The following is a 22,000-nucleotide window of genomic DNA, read 5'->3' on the forward strand; positions in this document are numbered from 1 at the left end:
ATCTCTGAGAACAACCCATTATTCGCGCATGTGGATAAGCACATTACACTCCAAACGTTGCAAATCCATACTGAAACAATGGTGTTCGCCAATTAGCACACTGTGCCTGAGGATGGCATTGGTTGTATGCTCCTGTTGCGTCTCTGACAGAATATCCGATGCTGAAATCTCAAAATCAATTTTCTGATCCCCGGCTATGGCAAAACACTTTCCATTTTGCCTTCTTATCATATGCAGCACCTTCGAATCAGACAGTTCTGGTCGCTCTTTTGCTGCACCGGCAATGATGCACCCAAGGTCAACAACCAGAGTGCTGAACCCATTCCAGACTACTCTTCCCAGAACCCAGTTAGGCTCTCCCGCCCTTACCTGTATCCGTGTATTTTTAACCGGCAGACTGCCAGCGTAGGCACTGGAAGGCAGAACGATATCAGTAACCCCTTTGATAATGACGACATTAAGCACAAGAAAGCTCCTGATCGGGTTTTATTTTACCTAAAATGTCAAATAACTCCTGATCCCGGTAAGGTTTTCCCAGATAACCCTGAACCCCAATATCTTCAGCGGCATCCCTGTGCTTTTGACCGGTACGGCTTGTAATCATAATAATCCCGATACCTTCCCATTTTGGATCTTTGCGCAGATGCCGTGCCAGCTCAAAGCCGTTCATTCGGGGCATCTCAACATCAAGGAGCAAAACATCTGGCTGGAAATCGGGTATTTTTTCCAGTGCATCCATGCCATCCCTTGCACTGTCGACAATATAGCCCGCTTCTGAAAGTCGTTTACTGGAGTACTTTCTCACTGTAATGGAATCATCAACAACAATGACCCGCAAAGGCTCTTTGTTATTATCCACTGATGTGTCAGGGATCAGGACTGTTTGTTCTCTCGTTAATTCTGATGTGTCAAGGACATAAGAAATCAGTCCATTGCGCAGAATGGCACTACCAGTAATGCCTTTAGTATCTCTTATCAGTTCAGGCATCCGTGTGACCTGAATATCTTCACGACCGAGGGTTTCATCAGCAACAAGAATTGCCTTGTCGGCACCTGCCTGGACCATAATCACAGTCATCATTGCGGACTGCCTGACACTGGCCTTACCAAACAACAAGTGTCCAAGGTCACAGATACGAAAGGTCTCTCCCTCCACTATCAGCTCACCAGACTCTGAAACAGACCGCGAGATTTCCTGTGCAGGCAACTGCATAATGCCATAAGTCAAATTAGATGGAATGCAGAAATTAACACCGCTAACACTGGCAATCACTGCGGAAATCGATGTGCTTACAAATGGAACAGTAATACTGAACGTTGTGCCTGCGCCTTTTTCAGAGGTTATAGAGAGCGTTCCGCCAAGCGTTTTGAGTTGTTCTGAGACAACATTCAGACCAACCCCCCTGCCTGAAATTTTTGTCAGTGTTTCTGCAGTGCTGAAGCCGGGCTGCAAAATCAGATTGTATATCTCACTTTCACTAAGGGTTGACGAGTTCTGGATCAACCCTTTTTGTAATGCGCTGTTTCTGACCGCCTCGGTATCAATGCCTCTGCCATCGTCAGACACGGACAGGGTCAGCTGTTCACCCGCCCTTTTGAGACTGATAGTAAGCGTCCCCTGTTCAGGTTTTCCCGCACTACGTCTTTCCTCCGTACTGGTCTCTATACCATGGTCAATTGCGTTTCTGATCAGGTGGGACAATGCCGGTTTGATAGAGTCCATCAACGACCGTTCAACCGGCGCACTACCATTTTCAATGGAAAAACGAATGTCTTTTCCCAGTTCCATCGCTGTTTTTTGCACCGTTCTTTTCAATCCTGGTGCGAACTCGTTCAGTGGTACAAGGTTTATTTCCCTGATGGTCTCACCGGCAACAGCTGTCGTATTCTGAATATTACTCAGGTTGTCTTTGGCAGACTGGAGAAACGAAAGCATCTGTTCCGACAGTTCAGAAAGGTCACCAATCGCCTCGTTCATAGAGACTGTTGTCTCATGAATACTGGAGTAACGATCCATTTCCAGCGGGTCAAAAGCCTGACTTTCTTCGGCATAACGGCTGGCTGCTATTTGTGACAGCATCTCCGTTTCCAGAAAACGGAGATGCCCGGTCAGTGTCCCTGTCGCATGCTCAAACTCCCTGTACAATGTATCCAGTCTGGCAATATCCCGGGACAGGGAACTTCCATTAAGAGTCGTTTCGCTGAGTTGTTCTGCAAGACTCGACAGCAGCTCGGTTTCAACTTTTATGGTTTGCTTTATGGTTACCGGTGGCTTTTCTTCCGCTTTTTTCGAGTTCGCTTTTTTCGAGTTCGCTTTTTTCGAGACTAGCTGTTGGACAGGCTCTACCGTTTGTTCTGAATCCCCGGTGCCTGTATCTGTTTCGGACTGGACGGTTTCAATGAGAACAGGAATCTCATCCGGGAAAATATCGGATCCCGTCACCAGCTCACGGAACTCAGACAGAGCATCATCGCTCTTAGCGTCGTCTGTTTCTGTGATGTCTGTTTCTGTGATGCCTGCTTCCGTATCAACATCATGGATAATTTTTTCAGCATCCGGCCTTTGCGTACCCAGAGACTCAACCAGACCCGGAAGCGCAGGAGACGTTATATCCTGACATTGAACAGCGACTGTGGACAAAGTAACAGACAGCTCTGTCTGTACAGTTTTCAGCAGCTCCAGATCCGTTTCAGTCAGCGCCCTGCGACCATCGGCACAACGCTCATAATAATCCTCCAGTGCATGTGTTACCTCGCCAAGTTTTTCCAGGCCAGACATTCTTGCCCCGCCCTTCAACGTATGCAAAAGCCTCTGTAGATTTTCCAGGGTTACTGCGCTAACCGGCAGGGTAAGCCCGTTAATAACAAAGCCAGCCTCTTCAAGAATATCTTCTGCTTCAGAAACAAAAATACCAAGCATCTCCGGGTCGATATGACTGTCGGGGGCTGTTTCATCAGCGGGCAAATCAATCGCGTCAGGAATGAGAGCGTCAGGCAAGATAGCGTCAGGAATGAACGAAGGATCATCGGTTTCGGCAGAAAGCCCCTCGTTATGTTGACTGTTCACCAATGCGATTAAATCAGAAGCGAGCATCCGTTCTGATTCCTGACTACTTTCAACGTCTGCTAGATCGTCAAGTTCATTGTCATCAAACAGTACCGTATTTTCTGTCGGCTGTTGCTCACTGTCTACAGCACTCTCTACAGCACTCTCTACAACACTCTCTACACCAGACAAAGGGGAGGAAAAGCTGTCAAACGAAATTTCTTCCAGATCCGGAGCTTCCTGCTGACTTATCACTTCAGCAACCTGCTCGCCCACTTCTTTAATTTTTTCAGCATCTACAGCAGCGGATTCTGCAATCTGATGGACACTTCGGCAAAGAAAATCAATGCTTATGGATACGACGCTGGCAACCTTTTCGCTTTGCCACATTTCAGCGGCGATAAAACCTGCATTTGCAGCCAGCAGGCTTAATTCATGTTGCCCGGTCCTGTTCAGAAGTTCGGCAAGCTCAATAAGCTCAATGTTCAGATAGGGAATATTAATCTGTTCCGGAAGCTCCCTGATTCGGCCAGCTGTTAACAGCTTTTCTAACTCAGCACCGGCATCAGATATATAATCAATGATCTGAAGTAATTGATGGGATAAATCAGCCTCCTCCTGCAGTTCCTTTTCGTTAAGACAAAAATCATTTATGGCGAGTACCTGATCTTCTGTTATATCCGGGAATGCCCTGACACTCTGCTCAACCAGAGACAGTCCGGTCTGAACTTTATGCGCCTGAATGTCGGTCATACCTATGGCACTGACAACATTATTCCTCACATAGTCGCCAATACATGCCGTCAGTTCTTTCAGTGGCTCAAATTCCACTAAACGGGAAATGCCAGTGAGAGTATGAAGCATCTGCAGCAACTGGTCTTTTTCTACAGAATGAATCTGCTCGTGAATAAAGGGTTCTATTGATGACAGGGCTTCATTTTTAAAAGACTGAATCAGGCTTTCATCAATGTCATCACTTTCAACGTCACTGGTTGTGTCGTTTTCAGAACCCTCAACAGCCTTATTGTTCTCAGGTTCACCGTCGGCATTGTCGTAAGCCAGCGCCTCTTCAATGACAATAAGCTGCTTCTCCAGGTCAGCAGCAATACTTTTAATGGTGTCCGCTTCACTTCCTGAATCGGTTTGAGCTGCGTCTTTCCCGGCTTCCGCAATCTCCTGAATAGACTCAATTCCAGCTTTATCACTGGCACTGCTGAGTGTCAGAAATGACCACCTGAGTTCATCGAGGTCAATCAATGACAGTCGGCTGCCTTTCGCCAGGATGAGATTTATTTTATCCAGCTCCTGCCACGCCTCAGTGACAAACCCTTCCGGAACAAAACCAGACGCCAGAGCGGTGGTTGCCTGTTGCAGTACAGCCAGCCTTTGTTGAGTACCCTCTGCAAATTCCAGAGTGGGCTGTATGCTCTCGCCCATCTCAATAAGCTCTACACCGTACGTCATGGCGGTAACCAGCTCAGCAATATACTCGATATAGAGCTTTTTTTTCTCCGGATGAGTTTCTGACTGTAAAAGCTCTGTCGTATTGACTGTCTGCACCGACAGTGCCGAAAAGTCGTCCATGCCCGCCAGTTTGAGAACATTTTCAATCTTATGCAGTTCTTTGGGAATGTCAGACAGGTAGAGCGGGTCGTAATCATTGATCACGTAGTCTGTGAAGGCGGCCTGAATATCAACAAGATGTTTTGAAGTCTCAATAAGAAGAGGATAAACAGAAGGGTCAAGCCTGTGCTTTCCTTTGACAGCCGATTCATTTTCAGTGATTAACGTTTCCAGAAAAGCGGAACACTCTACCAGAGGACAGGCTGTCTTTTTCAGTGCCTCAAAAGCCTCATCACCGCTGACTTCCGTCAGCATTGTACATACTGGCTCAAGCTCCGGCAGACTGATATTGTAACTGGCCGCCGTCAACAAAACATTCGACAGGCTGGCGGCTATTGACTGAACCTGTTCATACTGTGCCGAACCAGAGAAAACGATCTGGTTAATCTCAATGCCCGCTTCATCAATCTGCTCTTTCAGCACCCTGACAAACGCCGCCTGGGTATTACGATCAATAAGCGGCTTATTCTCTGCATTGTGCCATCTGCAGGTTCCTTCCCCGACATAAGGCAGGTATTGTTCCTGAGGCACTTCATTGCCTGCAAGGCACTGGAAAAGAATATGCCATGACAACTCTTCCTGCGCATCAGTAAAGAGTGAATCACCTCCGGTTGTTGCCGCCAGATTCAATTCTTTGGCGATCATTCTGGCAAGCAATAACCATTTCGGATATTCGTGAAGAGGCTTTTCAGTTAAGGCCAGAAACGGGAATTCAGACAGCTTCCAGAATAATTCCTGCCCTGACTGGCTGGTGATGTTCTGAATATACTTCAGGCATTTTTCTATCTTTTGAAAATCACTGCGCTGCAGCTGCTGTCCGGAAGACATTTTTGCCATGACTCTGGCGATGAAATGCTTGATTTTGGCCAGGTTCTGGCCGAGGTCACTGTTTGAACGGGCAACCTCTTTTTTCTGTTCATTCTCCTGTACGTCAAAAGGAGTGTCGGGAAGAGAAAGCAGGCTTCTGTCAATAACCGAAAGGCTTTCAATAGTCGCCATTAATTCGCTTTGTAACACGTATAACGCGACATCATTATTCTCGTTATGCTCCATCAGCCTCTCAATGTACATTGGAAGCTGTATCACGGCCTGGGTTAAAACCAGTAAAGGCGCAGAATCCATTTTGTTTTGTTCATGGCTGCTCAGGTACCTGGCAACGGCTGAAGCTGACACCACGCAGTTATAAAACTGATCCAGCCCGGCAAACCCCAGAGCGCCTGCAATCTGGTCTAAATCCCTGAAAATCAGGTTCATGCCTTCGGCACTGGGGGATTCTGCATACTCTTTCAGATAAGGCTGTAAAGCGCGCAGTGATGCATTGACCTGCTCGCAGATTATGCGGCTTCCATATAAATCCATTTATAAAGCAACCTCACTACTGTCAGGAGTTAAATGGTTTGACACCTGATCATCGGCTCTGACCTTGAAGCCCGCGATTGAAGTACGCATATCCCGCGACATGTTGTTCAGGCCCAGAACATTGGCCGCATTATCCTTGCTCTTCTCAACGTTGGCTTCTGTTGCCCGGTTGGCATCTTCTATCAGGGACTTGATTGACCGGGTCAGGGTTTCCTGCTCTATCACTTCATCGGTGATGGTCTGGGTAAGCGATTCCTGAGCATTGATGTTTTTCTGAATATCCGACAATGAACGGGCAGTAGCGTCAATCTGTCCGGCTCCTGTCACCACTTTATCGGTCGCCTGCTCCATGGATGTGACAGCCTGATGAGCGTCCTGCTGAATGGTTTTTACCAGTATGTCTATTTTTTTGGTCGATGCCGTGCAGCGTTCTGCCAGTCGCTGGATTTCATTGGCAACAATAGAAAAACCAACACCGGCATCACCCGCTATCGATGCCTGAACCGACGCATTGAGAGAGAGAATATTGGTCTGTTCAGCAATGTCATTGATAATTTCACCAATATCAGCAATCTGCTGACCACTCTCGCCCAGTCGTTTTACCCGCTTACTGGTCGTCTGTATCTGCTGTCTTATCTCGTTCATCATGGCAATCGAGGCTATCGCCTCTTTGTTACCTTTGTGGGCAGACTCAACAGAGCTGACAGCAAGACTACCGGTCGACTGCGCCGCTTTTGATATTTTCTGAGACCGGTTTTCCAGGTCCTCGGCCTGAGTGTAAATGGTGCTCATATCCTGTTGTTGCGCCTCAGCTTCGCTGGCCACCTGCAGAATGCCTTCTTTCACTGTTTTTGCGGTCAGGTCAACGTTTTGGGCAGAACTGTCAATGCTCTGCACCAGCCTCTGCAAGTTTTCAATTGCGTAATTGATAGAGTCAGCAATCGCTGTGGTAAACCCGGCGTTTACGTCGGCGCGGGTAGTCAGATCACCTTCTGACACCCGCTGAAGTTCATTCAACAGCTGAATCAGTGCGTTCTGGTTTTTCTGGTCTTCCAGGGCTATTTCATTCATGCGATTTTTCTGTGCTATTTTTTCTTCGCCACTGAGAAAAAAAACCAGAAAAAAACCCAACGCTGATAACCCGAAAACAAGAATCTCGCGGCTATCAGGCACTACCCCGACCGTAATACTCTGGTACGCGATTAGCCCACCCCAGACTGTCGGACACAGGAACGCAATCACCATTAGCACCGACAAGTTTGACTTGTAAGTATTTTTTTTCGCATTATCCATTTTGATGCCCCTGAACAAGTCTCAATAAATGATCAAGATCGATCATGTGAAATTTATCGAATTCGTATTCATAGAAAGGGAGCTGGGAGATCAGTACATTAGCACTGTCACAACGAGTCGGATCGGAAAGTGCCAGCTGGCGTACCGCTGTCGCCTTGTCAGCAAGCAGGGCAATGTCGTATGTTTTGGAGTAAACAATGACGCCCCTGTCCTGTGTTCGTGCTTCAGAAAAAAGCCTGTGCAGGGAAATCACAACATAGCCTTTTCCGCCAATATTGGTCATACCAAGAACATGCTCCCGGGCATTGGGTAGTCTGGCGATTGCGACATCAGCCGGACAAACACCTGAGATGGAGCCTGAAGGAATCACGAAACGGCTGTTGCCAACATAAACCGGAAGCACCTCCACAACGTTCTCAGGGTCATTGCTGACCCTGTCATTCATTGTCAGATACGAACGGACATCTTCATCCTGCTCATGTATGAAATCCCAGAATGCCTTCATGCCTGCTCCAGTTTCCCGGCAACTTTTTCCAGCTCTACCTTCAACTCTTTATCATTAACCGGCTTGGCGAGATAACCTGATGCTCCCTGGCGAAGCCCCCACTCCCTGTCTACCGGGCTGTTTTTTGAAGTGATGTAAATAACAGGAATATCCTTGAGTGACTTTTCCTGACGCATATTTCTTACACACTGATAGCCGTTCATTTCCGGCATCAATACATCCATCAGAACAACATCAGGTAATAGTTTCCGGCTCTTGATCAGGCCTTCGGACCCATCGGCTGCTTCAAAAATAACCCTGTAATCCAGCTTTTTAAGCTTGTTTTTCAGAGCCAGCCTTTCAGTGGTGCTATCTTCTACGATTCCAATTCTCATTTTCGTTTCTTATTTACTGGCAATATTTGTTAATGGCAGTTAAAAGGTCATCTTTGGAGAAAGGCTTGGCAATATGGGCACAGGATCCAACGATTCGCCCTTTTGCCCGATCAAAAATCCCATCTTTTGAAGAAAGCATGATGACCGGTATCTCTTTGTACTGTTCGTTATGTTTAATCAGTGAGCAGGTCTGGTAACCGTCAAGACGCGGCATCATAATGTCTACAAACACAATGCTGGGCGTGTTATCACGAAATTTAGACAGCGCATCAAATCCATCCGCCGCCGTTTTCACGGTATAGCCTTCCCTGGTAAGAATCGTTTCCGCTGACCGCCTTATCGTATTACTGTCGTCTATAACGAGAACAACAACATCCTCATGTTCCATCAATGAAACCCCCTGACTTTTGGCTGCATAATAATCTGAAACACTTGAGACAAATAACAAAAGACTGATTCAGCGCACGTTTGGCGCACTGACACACTTTTTTTACCCTCTGTTTTCGCTGATACTTTTCGCTGATACTCTTCGCTGACACTTTTCGCTGACACTATGGGCTCAAATCCACCCTGCCGGTTAAAAAACCAAAGTCGTACACCTCTCCGCTGTTACATTTGTCACCCTCAGGAACAATTCAAAGTCATTAAATCGAAAGGTTTGCGAATGAGCTGATACATTCGTTATCACTCAAAACCGTTGCAGTTAACTCACTATGGCTCCAAATACACTCAGCACTTTTCTGAACCGGCTTGTCGCTAAAGGTCTGATTAATGAAAACTCAGCCATTGAAGCTCAAAACCGTGCCGACGAGGCAGATTCCAGCGTTTACGATATTCTGCTGTCACAGTACAACCTGTCTTCTGAGCAGCTGACACTGGCAACGGCAGAGCAGTTTGGCATTCCCTATCTGGATTTAAGTGCTTTTGACCCGGCCTTTCTGCCCGAAGAGGCAGTGAATGAAACACTGACCCGCAAACACGGGGTAATCCCCCTTTCCAGCAGAGGCAAAAAACTGTTTATCGCCATAACAGACCCGCTGGATCACTCGGGTATTGATGAGTACCGGTTTATGACCGGCAGCACCCCTTCACCCGTACTGGTAGAAAAAGACAAGCTTCTGGCACTGACAGAGCATCTCTTCAGCTCTGAAGACATTGCCATCTCGGACTTTGATGAAGAAGAGTTTGGAGCCATCGACGACCTGGACATTTCGTCAGCCGCAGACGATGACAGCGATATCGTCGATGTCGACGGAGAAAACGACACCCCCGTTGTAAAATTTGTCAACAAAATGCTGCTGAATGCCATTAAGCTGGGCTCATCAGACTTACACTTCGAACCTTACGAATACAGCTATCGTGTGCGATTCAGAACCGACGGCGTACTCCACGAAGTCTCTTGCCCACCCATCGCCCTGTCGCCAAGAATTGCATCGCGCCTCAAAATCATGTCCTCCATGGACATTTCTGAGCGCCGCAAGCCCCAGGATGGCCGTATCAAACTGAAGCTGTCCAAAACCAGGGCCATCGACTTCCGGGTCAACACCCTGCCCACCCTGTGGGGTGAAAAAATCGTACTGCGTATTCTCGATCCTACCAGTGCGCAGATGGGTATCGACGCTCTGGGCTATGAAGACGATCAAAAGACACTTTACATGGAAGCCCTGTCGCAACCCCAGGGCATGATTCTGGTGACTGGCCCAACCGGTTCCGGTAAAACCGTATCGCTTTATACCGGCCTGAACATTCTCAACACCACTGAAAGAAATATTTCAACCGCAGAAGACCCCGTTGAAATTAACCTTGAAGGCATTAACCAGGTCAACGTCAACCCAAAGCAGGGCATGGATTTTTCAGGCGCACTCAAGGCTTTTCTACGACAGGATCCGGATATCATCATGGTGGGTGAGATCCGGGACCTGGAAACCGCAAACATCGCCATCAAGGCCGCCCAGACCGGCCACATGGTCATGTCCACCCTGCACACCAACAGCGCACCGGAAACCCTGACCCGACTACAGAACATCGGGGTACCCGCTTTCAATATCGCCACTTCCGTCAGCCTGATCATTGCCCAGCGACTGGCTCGCAGGCTTTGCAAGCACTGCAAAACGGAAGACCGCATGTCCAGAAACAGCCTGCTTGAAGAGGGTATACCGGAAGACCTGCTCAACAGCGCCAGTATCTACGCAGCCAGCCCGAATGGTTGCAGCCATTGCGCCAAAGGTTACAAAGGGCGGGTGGGCGTTTATGAAGTGGTAAAAATCACCCCGTCTTTGCAGAAGGTTATTATGAATGAAGGCAACTCTCTGCAAATTGCTGAAGTGGCCGAACAGGAAGGCTTCAACAACCTGCGTCAGTCCGGCCTGAAAAAAGTACTCCAGGGCGTCACCAGCCTTGAAGAGGTGAACCGGGTCACGCTGGATTAAGGCCGGTAACAATCAGAACATCAGAACATTAGAAAATCAGAACATCAGAACGAATAATCAGGCGCAAGCCTTTCTGTCGCAAAGGCAGCCCCCTGCACATAGCGCGCCTTTGCTTTCCAGCACAACGACGCTTTCGCCATATCCGCCACGCCGGTAATGACAGGTACAGCCTGCCCTGTTGCAAGGGCACTGATTCGCTCCGACAGCTCCGACTCCATGCCGTCACTAAGGGGCAAAAGCACATAACGGCAGCCCGGGGCTGCCTTCCACTGTTCGCCCACCCCGGACACAACCGCGTGCTGAAGGTCATCAAGCCTGCTGACGAACCAGTCCACAGCGCTCGCCTTTATTGCAGGATGAATATTGGTACAGAACCGGAGTATGTTGGCGACCCCTGCAGACTGCTGCAAGGTAGATTCAGACAGCGGCATAATGAAATCCACCTCTGTCATTGCCGCCGCATACCCCTTCACCTGTTCCAGCATCTTTTCTTCGATCACCCCGCCGGTCAGAGGGTCTGCCAGCCACTCATTCACATCCACCTGCCCTTCAGACCCGGCAATATGCACGATGTATAACGGCCTCGAACCATCGCCTTCCAGGTGCACAACGGGATGGTAAACCGGAAATATATCACCCTTATCGATGCTGCACTCAGCCAGTGCGACCCTGTCGCCCTGTTCTGTCATGGCCATTTTCAGGTCCGACTCCTGAACTTCAAGAAAACCAGAGGAGTTCTCGTGGGCTTTTTTTGCTGCGGCTATAACAATCGGTGCCAGTGCTATTTCCCCGACAGATGACGTATTACTATCAGCCACTGCGGACGCCAATGCACCCGCCACCACCGAGTGAGCCTCGCACAGCCCCAGTACCGTCTGGCGCACAGTGTCCGTCAGCTCTCCATCCACTGTGATAAAGTAACCGCCATCCAGATAGTGAAAAACAGACCCGAGGGTGATCATCTCACTTTCCAGCGAAGCCAGGGCGTCATCCAGCAATTCCGCATCCAGCTCGAACTCCGCCTGAAACTCCGGCTTGCAGACATAAAGCAACACAAATTCATGACCCGAAACCGAATACTCCAGCAGCCGCGCCCTGAAATCCCTGCGGCTACCTGCCACAACAGGCACCAATGACTCACGACCACTGTCCGGTGGTTGAACCACCCCGACCTCATCGCCCTGAGCACCCTGTTGCTCAAACAACATAGCCAGTGCCGGCTCGCCCCCGGAAGCCGATGCCGTGACCGTCACCTGCCAGACAGCTTCCGAAACCGGAAGCACCAGATCAGGCATCGTCACCGGTTCAGCCACCGCCGACTTCATGGCGGTGATCAAATCGCTGCGGGACCCGGCATCTACAAGGTCAACAATGGAGACAAAATCGTCATCAATCTCAAACAGCTTCTGAAAGGCCGGGTTAAACTCCACTACCATGCCGTCTACGGTAAAGCACAGGGGCGGCATCACTGACTGCAAGGTCTGAAACCTGTCTGAGTCAGCCAGCTGACGCCTTACGTCCAGAAACTGATCCCGCTTCGCTTCGGCCTTGCGGACAAGCAGCCGGATATGCTCTGGAATACGATCAGGCCGCAGCCCCGGAACCACCCATTCAGCGCCTTTTTCTATACGGGACGCAATCGTCTTTTCATCCGGCGCTTCCATCAGTACGCAGACCGAAACCCCTCTGGACCCGGTATCCAGCACCCGGCAAACCTGTTCAATGCTCACCCAGGACAACGGCTCTGCCATCAGCACCAGAGACAGGGATTCAAAGCCTCCACTTCTGGCAAACGCCGCCAGGCTGTCGCCATCGCAGATCACCTCAAGCCTGACTCCCAGCTCCACAAAAGCCTTTTCCAGCTCGATGAATTCATTGGGTGTCTCACCCAGACCAAGCACTGTATTTTTTTTCATGACTGCACTACTTTCCCGGGCGAACCACTCATCAACACCCACTCACACCTGGTTACCCATTTCAAAAATGGGCAGGTAGAGCGCGATAATCAACCCACCCACCACAACCCCGAGAAACGCCATGATCATGGGCTCAATCATGCTGCTCAGGCCATCCACCAGGGTGTCAACGTCTTCTTCGTAGATGGACGCCACATTCTTCAGCAACTCATCCACCGCCCCGGTTTCATCACCAATCTTCAGCATCTGCACGGTTAACGGCGGGAACAGCGCCTGATTTCTGACCGCAATATTTAACGCTGTACCCCCGGATATTTCGTGCTTTATTTTCTGACAGGCTTCTTCGTAAATAATATTGCCCGTTGCCCCCGCCACCACATCAAGGGCTTCAATCATAGGCACACCGGCTGCAAAGTTAGTCGACAGTGTTCGTGCAAACCGGGCAATGGCGGATTTTTCCAGAATCGTGCCAATCACCGGCAACCTCAACACCAGCCAGTCCCGGTTTCTCGCCGCATTCCGGTTGCGCTCACAGAGAGTTTTTACACCGAACACCACGGCTGCAATAGTAGCCACCATAAACAGCCAGTTCGCCTGCATGTATTCGCTCATGGCCACCACCATTCGGGTGGGTGCCGGAAGCTCTCCGCCCATGCCGGAAAACACACTTTCAAAGGACGGCACCACCTTCACCAGCAACAGCACGGTCACCGCACCGGCAATCACCAGAATAGTGACAGGGTAGGTCAGGGCTTTCTTGACTTTCTTTTTGGTGGACTCACTTTTTTCCCGGTACAGCGCCAGTTGCTCCAGCATATCGTCCAGCTTACCGGAGCTTTCACCGGACTGAACCAGGCTGCAATACAGGGTGTCAAAGTACTTTGGCTGACGTTGCAGGGCTTCGTTAAAGCTCATGCCGCTGGCGACATCTTCATGCAGGGTACGAAGAATTTTTTTGATACTGGGGTTGGACGCCCCTTCCGCCATCAGCTCAAAGGTATCGAGCATGGGTACGCCACACTTGAGCATGGTCGCCATCTGCCGGGTCATGGTGGCGATATCCGAACCCTTGACCTTTTTTTCTGAAGAAAACAGTTCCAGTTTTTTGGAGACACTGGAAACATTGATGCCACGCCCCCGCAGGGCTTTTTTGACCGCATTCGCCGACACTCCGGCTTCTTCCCCGGACTGCTTATTGCCCGAACGGTCTTTACCCTTCCAGATAAACGTGTATTGCTTTTCTGTTTTTGCCATACCACTTAACCCCGCTGCATCCGCTTTATTGTCACTCAGCCAGCGGGCTCAGGCTCTATTGGGGCGCACGTTTGGCACTTTTACAGATCAATTGAAAGAGGGAGCTTAAAGATAAGAAATCGAAACATTCAAAGAAGTCTACTGCGAAAGGAAGGCGTGCTTCAGCCCCAGGAAAGGAGAGGAGGTAGGGCTGAAGCCGCCTGTTAAACTCAGCTAAGCTGGTAGATCAGTCAATTTTAGGGGTTTCAGTGGTTTTAGTATCAGCGGTTTTAGTATCAGCGGCTCTACAAGTGGCAGGAAGATACTTGTTATCAATACCGCCTGCTTTACAACCCCATCCACCATCTTTATCTCTAGCGAGAAGCAGCGTTTTACCTTTAGTCTCTGGCTTAGCCTTGTCACCGAATGTAAATGTTACTGTTCCTGCTCCTGCTACTTTTTCATCCTTAGATAAGGTAATCTCACCCAGTGACGAGGCAGTAACCCCAATCTGATCTTTATCGTCATTAGAGGTTGGAAACTTGCCTTCAGTCAAAAAGAACTCCTCAACAGGACCTTTCAGGTTTTGAAGAGTAGCAAACCCTGCAGCCACCTCAGAGCGTACGGTATAGCTCTGATAGCGCGGTACAGCAACAGCACCAAGAACACCAATAATCGCAATAACAATCATCAACTCGATCAGCGTAAAGCCCTGATCTTTGCTTTTCCTCTTTTGAGGTATCATTTTAGTTTTCCTGCCTGGTTTAATCTGGTTTAAACACACAACGTCGGCTATGAGCTTTTTTCAAAATAACCAAAATCCGAATGGCGAAAAAAGAGATACAGAAAATACGGACCCCCGTAAAAACCGAAACACCCACACCCTTGAACAGAAAGACAACCGTCGTTCACTCGGGGAATATACCTCTGGGTGACCTCTGAGTGACCTCTGGGTGACCTCTGGGTGACCTCTGGGTGACCTCTGGGTGACAAAGGTGCGCACAACTATCCCGCCATTGTCGCTCACCGGTCATAATTCAAAACCGGAGGGCTGAACTATGGATATAGCGGGTGTATTTTCCCGAACCCTGCACGGCATGATGTCCCGGCAGGATACAGACAACAGACTGAACACCATCGACACCGATCAGATTATGTCGTTCTGTCAACAGGACAGGAACCGGGATAACGCAAGTGCCGATGCCGGTGGGTTTTCCTTTGGCTTTCTGCAAAGCCCGGGCGCACTGAAAATCAGCCGGCAAAAGGGCAAACTCTGCGATAGCCTCAGACGCGAACCTCCCGTGCAGGCACTGATGGCGCAGACAAAGGATTCCGGAGTTGATATTGATCCGGTGGTGATTGTCGATGCCATCAGCGAGCACCTGCAACAGCAGGGCACCAGCGACGAAGAAACCGCCGACCTGATGGTCACCATGCAACGCTGGCCCTGGGCGTCTGTCTATGCAGACACGCTGGCAGCGGTTGCTTCGGACACAGACAGAGACAGAGACACAGACACAGACTCTGCCACTCCAGCGCAAAACCCTCCTCAGTCTCCGGCAGCTGAACCCTCTCCGGAGCCATCCCCCGAACCCGCACCGGACGATACCGGGAGCGATACAGCAGAGAACGAAGAACCCACTTTTGAATTCCGGGTAGCCGCCACCGGCACCCCTGACACACACTCACCGGCAACCCCTGAGCCTGCGGCTCCGGAATCGATGGCGGAGGATATACACGCCCACCGACTGAACCTGTCACACCAGATTGCCGAACTGGCAGAGCACCAGCCTCAGGGCAATACCCTGCGACTGTCCCAGATGCAGGAACCGATTATCGAGTTGCTGAGCACACACCAGGAAACCAGCGCGGATGTAGACGCTGAAATAGTTTCCATGCTGAGCGACGGGTTTGACGACCTTCTGGACGACCCGGATTTCGAACCCCCGTTGAAAGCCATTTTCAGCCGTCTGCAACTGCCCCTGTTAAGGGTTGCAGTCATGGAGCCGGAATTTCTGCTGAACCCCGACCACAGTGGTCGCCGCCTGCTGAGCCAGCTGATTGATACCAGTTACGGCATCAGCGCCAGAGACCTGCACAGGGATCAGCTGTATGCGGATATGGAACGGATCGTAAAGCAATTTCTGACACAGTTTGAGGAGTCCGGCGTAACGGCGGCCACTGAAGCCTGTGTCGAACTTGAACGCCTGGGACAGGAAAAAGAAAAACGCTATATCTCGGCAGCACAAACCAGCCTCCGACAGGTGGAGTGCAAAATTCGGGTTGACCTGATCAAAGAGGGCATGCTGACCGACATCCGGGAACGGGTTCATGGCGTTTCCTTAAGCGAGGCAGTGGAAGACCTGGTGTTTAACGGCTGGGGGCTGTACCTACGGATCACGAATGATCGTTATGGCTCCGACTCAAAACAGATGCGTATCGCCTGGCAATATCTTGATTATGTGGTGCAGGCCTGTTCACTGTTGCCTGACAGCGATAAGAGAACAGCAACTCTGAGCCAGCTCGATAAAGTCACCCGGGGGCTGCGCAAAGGTTTGACGGGCATCGGCTTCGGGCAGGCCGTCATCGATCACTGGATGACGGGTTTAACGAGTATGATCAAGGATCAGTCTGTCCGCACAGCGTCAGAACCCGACACTGAAGTCACACCGGCTGACCCGGACCTTCCGGCCCATCTCGCCGGGAAATACGAAATCATTGACACTCTGGAACCCGGCTGCTGGTTCCGCTTTACCCGGGGCGAGAGCACACTGCGCGGAAAGCTGGAAAAAGTCATGGAGCACAGTCAGCACTATGTATTTCTCGATCACAACGGGGGCCTGCTGATGAATTTCAGCCGCAGGGAGCTGGCCGAGGCCATGGTCTCGGGCGATGCCATCAAAATCGAGGAAATCCAGGTTTTCGAAAAGTCTCTCAGAAACATCCTTCATGACATGAAGCATATTCAGCGAGAAGAAGGGATAGTCTAGCGAGGACAGCAGCAAATTGGACAAGAACATGAAACGCCTGATACCCGCCCTTCTGTGCGCCATCACTTTATTGACGACACAGTTATCTGTTGCTGACCGGTCACGGCTACAGATTGACAAACTGGATCCTTCCTCCGTTTATGTGGTCAGGCGCGGTGACACCCTGTGGGATATTTCCGAAGCCTTTTTTTCCGATCCCTGGCTCTGGCCATCTATCTGGGCGCAGAATCCGGACATTGACAACCCCCACCTGATCTATCCCGGCGATGTGCTGGCACTGGTCAACAGGGAAGGAAAAAACGAAATCGTCAAACTGGAAGGCGAAGAGAAAGAACACGCCAAAAAATTACTGGCGACATCCGGACGCATGGTCAGACTGTCGCCATCCATGAGACAGATCAAGCCCGCTATCAGGGACCACAACTCCATTATGAACCTGTGGCGCAAGACCGATCTCCAGAAGTATATGAAGGACTATCGACTGCCTGACTACGCCCCGTGGCCCGTTACCTCCTCCAACAATAGACGACTACTGGCTAACGGGAATACGGTAACGATTGAGCGCCTGAGCAAGAACTACCCCGACCGAATCGATATTCTCACAACAGAAACGGGCGGAGATAACCCCCTGTTCCTCAAAATCGCAGAAGCCGTTCTGACCGAAACACTCAATGGTAAAGGGTATTACCGGCTGGAAAATGTAGTCGAACCGGTTGTTAAAACAGCACTGGCTGTTCGCCACGGCGATGGACAGGGCATTGAGAGCCACAAAGTCTCAGGCTGGTATAAAGGGTTAGCAACGACCCGGATCAATCACCTGGAGGGCGGAAAACTTCAGACCGGAGTCTTTTCATCGATTGTGCTCAACGCAGGCAGCAGCCAGAACATCTCCGCCGGAAAGGTTCTGGAGATCAGAGAAAAGCTGGAAGATGGCCGCCAGAAAATCGCAGGTGCCGTCATGGTTTACTCGGTATTTCCCCAGTCCAGTATCGGGCTTGTCCTGAGCAGTAATCGCGAGGTTAAAAAAGGCATGCTTGCGACCAGCCGTGACAACAGCCTCTGACCGGGAGGCTGACTGCACGGCATGGGATGGGAGATTCCCGAAAATCACATCGTGTGAGTCAGCCTCTGGCTGCCCGTGGAGGTCACCAGATGCGCTTCTATCTGGCGCTTTATATCCTGGCTGTCAGGATCAAACTGAACGCCAATGCCACTGACCTCCTGCCCACGACAACTGTCTGGCGTTACCCAGACCACTTTACCGGTTATCGGAATTTTGTCAGGCCCATCCAGCAGGGAGAGACGGATAAAAAGCTGATCGCCCGCTTCATAAGAGTCCGTCGTTGCTATAAACAGCCCACCCCCTTTTATAAAGGGCAGATAGGCGTCATAAAGATCGGGAAGGGTTTTCAAATCCAGCGGCAATATATTTTGCCCTTTCCTGATTGTGGTAGACATATATCAATAGCACTCCAGCCCAATATAAACATGCCGCAACGTCAGGTACCGCATCAGAAACGATTCTAAATCTATGCTCCAAAGCCATGCCCAACATCACAGCCAATTTAATTGTCTTTCATCGGCTCTGCTTTCGAAAGCAGGTTTTCGGCTTTTTCTTTGTCAAAAAGAAACAGTCCATTCCCGGGCTTTGGTATTAAAATACCTTCCTGCTCCAGCACCATAAAGACCCTCGCTGAGTTTCTGCGTTTTACATCAGCCATCATCCGCATTTCTTTCTTCTGCGCCTGAATCACATACTTTCCATCCTCCTGATACATAGAAGGAAACTGAGACAGATCCACAAGTGCCTCAGCCACCCTGTCTTTGTCGTGCAACCGGGCGTTCCGGTAGATAATTCTGGCACTTTCAAGGGTTTCGTACTGCATACACAACAGACCTATACGCGCCACCTTTTCATGCTCAGTCAACAGCTCTCTAAAGGCCGATTTGCCTATACGGATAAGGGTACAGCCATCTCTGACCACCAACTTAAAAGACTTTCTGAGCAGCACCGGTCTGTTGATGATATCTCCCGGAAGATAGTGACCAGTGTATTGCAGAACAGAAGGCTCTGGCCTTACGTAATACCTGAAAACAGAACCACCTGCCAGTAATAAAATATCATCTCTTTGTCGTATTTCTGCATCTTTTTGGAGATATTCGACGCACTTATTTTTTGCCAGAAACCTGTACGCTTTTTTCCAGGCTTCAATCAATTCGCTGTCCCCAACAATTGCCCGGGGAATAGGGACTTGACTCATCAGTATCATTTACACCACAGCTTCCATTATTGTTAAGCTTGCTTTGCCCTCCACGTATTTTTTAGTCATTTATTGCTTTTATACGACCTCAAAACGCCCTGTCAGAAAAGCAACCCTGCCGAAGAAGCAAAAGTTGCCTGCTCAGGTTAATGAGCATTTTTAATATTCTGAAAAGATAAGAGTACAACCAGTTATTGGAATACCAACCTTTAAGCTGATGGCAATTAAATCATTTTTTTTTGCGAACCATAAGATTATTTTTATGAAAATTGATATAAAACAATTATTTCACCTGAAGAAAAGCATCCGAAAGGATCACCTAACCAGAACTATTTATTTTTCAATAGATATAATTACCTGTTTGCAAAAAACACCATTTAATAAATCACAATTACAGATCAATAATTTTCACAACAGAATAAGATTTTCCTGCATTAAGAATCAGCCATAACCATAAACACTATCGAACAAATATCTTGAAAAACACCGCACGTTTGTCGCTTATATCGCATTTATTTTTCAAAGCAGATTTACTTCTGTGTAACCCTCTGCCTCAGGTAAGTTCAGACTGAGACAGACAAGTGTCTTTATTTTCATATAACAAAAAATCAGGCGTAGTAGGTGTGGATATTGGCACAAGCATCGTTCGTTTTGCTTTTGTCGACAATTCTTCAGGTTCACCTTTAATCAGAGCCGCAGGTGCTTCGCCAACGCCCGAAGGTGCTGTGACAGAAGAGGGTATTGCACACCCTGAGCAGGTAATCGGGGTCCTTGAAGGGTTGCTGCAGAAATACAAAATAAAGGAAAAACGGCTGGCATTCTCGCTGAATACTTACCAGACCATTCAAAAAGTCATAGAGCTGCCCTCCTCCCTGACAGACCAGGATATGGAAGAGTCCATCAAAATAGATGCCTCTTCTTACATTTCATTCCCCATTGAAGAAAGTTATTTTGATTTCAGGGTTATTGGCCCACTGGAAGCATCCAATGGTTCGCTCAATGAGGTAATGCTGGTCGCAACACGAAAAGAACACGTCGATAATATTGTCGATATGTTTGAGACTGCCGGTTATCTTCCTCTCATTGCCGACACCGCTGGTGACTGCGCAGCCCGTGCCGCAGCAACCATGAACCTGCAAGCCGCAACCGGCAGCGACATACCGACGCAGTACAGACTGATGCACATTGACCTTGGCGGCAAAAAAATAAAAACCCATATTTTCAGCAAAAACGGTGTTATGGAGGGCTACAGGGAAGGCGCTTATCAGGCCGGGCAGATTTTACAGACTCTTGCCACTGAATCTGAGTGGTCAGAACCGGATGTTTATAAGCATTTGGTAAACGGTAACACCAATGAGCAGTGGGAAGATGCTATCTCCCGGGCAATCAGTGAGATCGTAGAAGTAGCCCAGCAACACCACCAGTCATTGACTGGCTCTGGAGCAGCTTCCATACCGGACGTCGCAGTGGTATCCGGAGGTCTTTCAATGTTGCCCGGCGTTATTACAGCTCTGTCTGAAGCAGTTGATATTCCAGCCACACTATTGATTCCAACCACTGCATCCACCCCTAAAAGTCATTACCTGTCTGCGTTTGAAACCGCTGCCTACGCTTCCGCCATTTCCCTTTCCATGCGGGGTTTAAAAAATGTATGAAATTAACCTGATCCCATGGCGAGAGAGGTTGCAGAAAAGAAAACTCAAGGCGTTTATTACTTTGCTGACGCTCTGTTTTGGTATCGGAGCCATTATTGTCAGCACTGCCTGGCTGATAGCCAGCGATAACAGACGCATTGAACAGGCCCGTGCCGATTACCTTGACTCAAGGATTGCTTTTGTTAACAGCCAGCTTCGGGAAATTAAAGAAATTGAAGATAAGAAAAAAACGATTACGGAACGAATAAAAGTGATCAGCAGCCTTCAGGGAGACAGGCATTTAATTGTCCGCCTGTTTGATTCTCTGGCAGAAAACACCCCTGATGGCGTTTACTTTACTTCTGCGACTAAAACCAAAAACCTTTTAACCCTTACCGGGCTGAGTACAAAGAACAATGAAATAGCAGATTTGTTGAGAAACCTCGACCGCTCTGATGTTTTTTCAAATCCAAATCTAACCTATGTCAATAAAGTTGATAAAAACTCTACGGTAGGCCGCTCTGGTATGCACAGTGAATTTCTATTAACTGTCATTCAAAATATTGAAACCGGAGATGATGCCGGAGAGGGAGCAAAACATGCCAAAGCTGAATAAGCTCCTGAAAAAAATAACAGCACAGAAAAAAAGACAAAAAAAAAACAGGCTGCAGAAAAAACCTGAACCCATTGCGATAAAACGATTTTTCAGCAACAGCCTCAGCGAGCTGAAAACCTTTGATTACGCCTCCATGTCAACCAGGAATATCGGTTCCTGGCCAGCAATGTTGCGTTATCTGATCGCTTTCTCTGTGCTCGCAATAACTGCGATCACGGGTACGACGGTTGCTGTCATGCCCGTACTGACAGACACCAGCCGTCTGATTGAAAAGCAGGAGGAGTCTTATCAGATGTATGGTTTCAAAGCCAGAAAGGCGGCTTATCTCCCTGAATACCGGGAGCAGATGAAAGAAATTGAAAGTACTTTTTCCATGCTGCTGCAAAGGCTCCCAACGGATACTGAAGTACCGGGATTACTTGAAGACATTACCGAAGTGGGCAAAAGCGCTTCGATGAAGTTTGAAAAAATTGCCCTTATGCCAGAAGTTGAGCAGGAATACTACGTCGAGCTGCCCATTAACATTGATGTTCTCGGTGGCTATCACGACATTGCCAATTTCGTCAGTGCTATGTCTAACCTGCCCCGCCTTGTCTCTCTGCACGATTTCAGAGTAGAGCCAGTGCCTGGTGACAACCGGTTAATGAGAGTAAACATTCTCGCCAAAACTTACAGGTACAACCAGAAGGGGCAGGAGCAAAACGGGGGAAGCCAATGAGGA

General features: G+C 49.0%; 17 protein-coding genes. 6 read left to right on the forward strand and 11 right to left on the reverse strand.

The annotated features are described in order from the left end of the window. Positions 1–18: 18 nt before the first annotated feature. Genes NX722_RS16580 through NX722_RS16605 form a run of 6 tightly spaced genes read right to left on the reverse strand, consistent with a single transcriptional unit; the run spans position 19 to position 8,588 of the window. A complete protein-coding gene (locus NX722_RS16580) occupies positions 19–465 on the reverse strand; it encodes a hypothetical protein (protein WP_262563944.1) in 447 nt (148 codons plus the stop codon). Then, positions 458–6,028 carry a hybrid sensor histidine kinase/response regulator gene (locus tag NX722_RS16585; protein ID WP_262563945.1) on the reverse strand — a complete coding sequence of 1,857 codons (5,571 nt, stop codon included), beginning with the start codon at positions 6,026–6,028 and terminating at the stop codon, positions 458–460. Before NX722_RS16585 ends, NX722_RS16580 begins: the two co-directional genes overlap by 8 nt. Further along, on the reverse strand, positions 6,029–7,321 hold the full coding sequence (locus tag NX722_RS16590) for a methyl-accepting chemotaxis protein (protein WP_262563946.1): 1,293 nt from the start codon (positions 7,319–7,321) through the stop codon (positions 6,029–6,031). After that, on the reverse strand, positions 7,314–7,826 hold the full coding sequence (locus NX722_RS16595; RefSeq protein WP_262563947.1) for a chemotaxis protein CheW: 513 nt from the start codon (positions 7,824–7,826) through the stop codon (positions 7,314–7,316). Before NX722_RS16595 ends, NX722_RS16590 begins: the two co-directional genes overlap by 8 nt. Further along, entirely contained in the window at positions 7,823–8,200 is a 378-nt protein-coding gene (locus NX722_RS16600) for a response regulator (protein ID WP_262563949.1), read from the reverse strand. Before NX722_RS16600 ends, NX722_RS16595 begins: the two co-directional genes overlap by 4 nt. 13 nt (positions 8,201–8,213) lie before the next feature. Continuing rightward, the gene (locus NX722_RS16605) at positions 8,214–8,588 is read right to left on the reverse strand and encodes a response regulator (protein ID WP_262563950.1); all 375 of its coding nucleotides are present in this window, start codon (positions 8,586–8,588) and stop codon (positions 8,214–8,216) included. A 325-nt stretch (positions 8,589–8,913) separates the two neighbouring features. Here NX722_RS16605 and pilB point away from each other — a divergent pair, with 325 nt between their 5' ends. Further along, positions 8,914–10,629, forward strand: coding sequence for a type IV-A pilus assembly ATPase PilB (gene pilB, locus NX722_RS16610; RefSeq protein ID WP_262563952.1), 1,716 nt, complete (start codon positions 8,914–8,916; stop codon positions 10,627–10,629). Positions 10,630–10,673: 44 nt separating this feature from the next. Here pilB and NX722_RS16615 read toward each other — a convergent pair whose 3' ends face one another. From NX722_RS16615 to NX722_RS16625, 3 genes are all read right to left on the reverse strand, one after another. Then, positions 10,674–12,545: a hypothetical protein gene (locus NX722_RS16615; protein WP_262563953.1), complete on the reverse strand. Its 1,872-nt coding sequence runs from the start codon at positions 12,543–12,545 to the stop codon at positions 10,674–10,676. Between the two features lie 42 nt (positions 12,546–12,587). Next, the gene (locus NX722_RS16620; protein WP_262563954.1) at positions 12,588–13,799 is read right to left on the reverse strand and encodes a type II secretion system F family protein; all 1,212 of its coding nucleotides are present in this window, start codon (positions 13,797–13,799) and stop codon (positions 12,588–12,590) included. 226 nt (positions 13,800–14,025) lie between these two features. Then, positions 14,026–14,523 carry a pilin gene (locus NX722_RS16625; protein ID WP_322740934.1) on the reverse strand — a complete coding sequence of 166 codons (498 nt, stop codon included), beginning with the start codon at positions 14,521–14,523 and terminating at the stop codon, positions 14,026–14,028. A 313-nt stretch (positions 14,524–14,836) separates the two neighbouring features. Here NX722_RS16625 and NX722_RS16635 point away from each other — a divergent pair, with 313 nt between their 5' ends. Together NX722_RS16635 and NX722_RS16640 are read left to right on the forward strand one after the other, a co-directional pair. After that, positions 14,837–16,768, forward strand: coding sequence for a DUF1631 domain-containing protein (locus NX722_RS16635; RefSeq protein ID WP_262563955.1), 1,932 nt, complete (start codon positions 14,837–14,839; stop codon positions 16,766–16,768). Positions 16,769–16,796: 28 nt separating this feature from the next. Beyond that, entirely contained in the window at positions 16,797–17,831 is a 1,035-nt protein-coding gene (locus NX722_RS16640; protein WP_265442363.1) for a LysM peptidoglycan-binding domain-containing protein, read from the forward strand. A 44-nt stretch (positions 17,832–17,875) separates the two neighbouring features. Here the strand turns inward: NX722_RS16640 and NX722_RS16645 are convergent, their stop codons facing one another. Continuing rightward, positions 17,876–18,226, reverse strand: coding sequence for a PilZ domain-containing protein (locus NX722_RS16645; RefSeq protein WP_262563958.1), 351 nt, complete (start codon positions 18,224–18,226; stop codon positions 17,876–17,878). Positions 18,227–18,333: 107 nt separating this feature from the next. Then, entirely contained in the window at positions 18,334–19,029 is a 696-nt protein-coding gene (locus NX722_RS16650) for a cyclic nucleotide-binding domain-containing protein (protein ID WP_262563960.1), read from the reverse strand. Positions 19,030–19,652: 623 nt separating this feature from the next. Here NX722_RS16650 and pilM point away from each other — a divergent pair. From pilM to NX722_RS16665, 3 genes are read left to right on the forward strand one after another with little or no spacing between them, the layout of a single operon-like run. Then, positions 19,653–20,684, forward strand: a complete 1,032-nt coding sequence (gene pilM / locus NX722_RS16655; RefSeq protein ID WP_262563961.1) for a type IV pilus biogenesis protein PilM — start codon at positions 19,653–19,655, stop codon at positions 20,682–20,684. Next, on the forward strand, positions 20,677–21,279 hold the full coding sequence (locus NX722_RS16660; RefSeq protein WP_262563962.1) for a PilN domain-containing protein: 603 nt from the start codon (positions 20,677–20,679) through the stop codon (positions 21,277–21,279). Before pilM ends, NX722_RS16660 begins: the two co-directional genes overlap by 8 nt. Further along, entirely contained in the window at positions 21,263–21,997 is a 735-nt protein-coding gene (locus tag NX722_RS16665) for a type IV pilus inner membrane component PilO (RefSeq protein WP_262563963.1), read from the forward strand. The genes NX722_RS16660 and NX722_RS16665 overlap by 17 nt, the downstream gene beginning before the upstream one ends. Positions 21,998–22,000 lie beyond the last annotated feature (3 nt).

It is taken from the genome of Endozoicomonas gorgoniicola (genome assembly GCF_025562715.2).
Lineage (GTDB): Bacteria > Pseudomonadota > Gammaproteobacteria > Pseudomonadales > Endozoicomonadaceae > Endozoicomonas_A > Endozoicomonas_A gorgoniicola.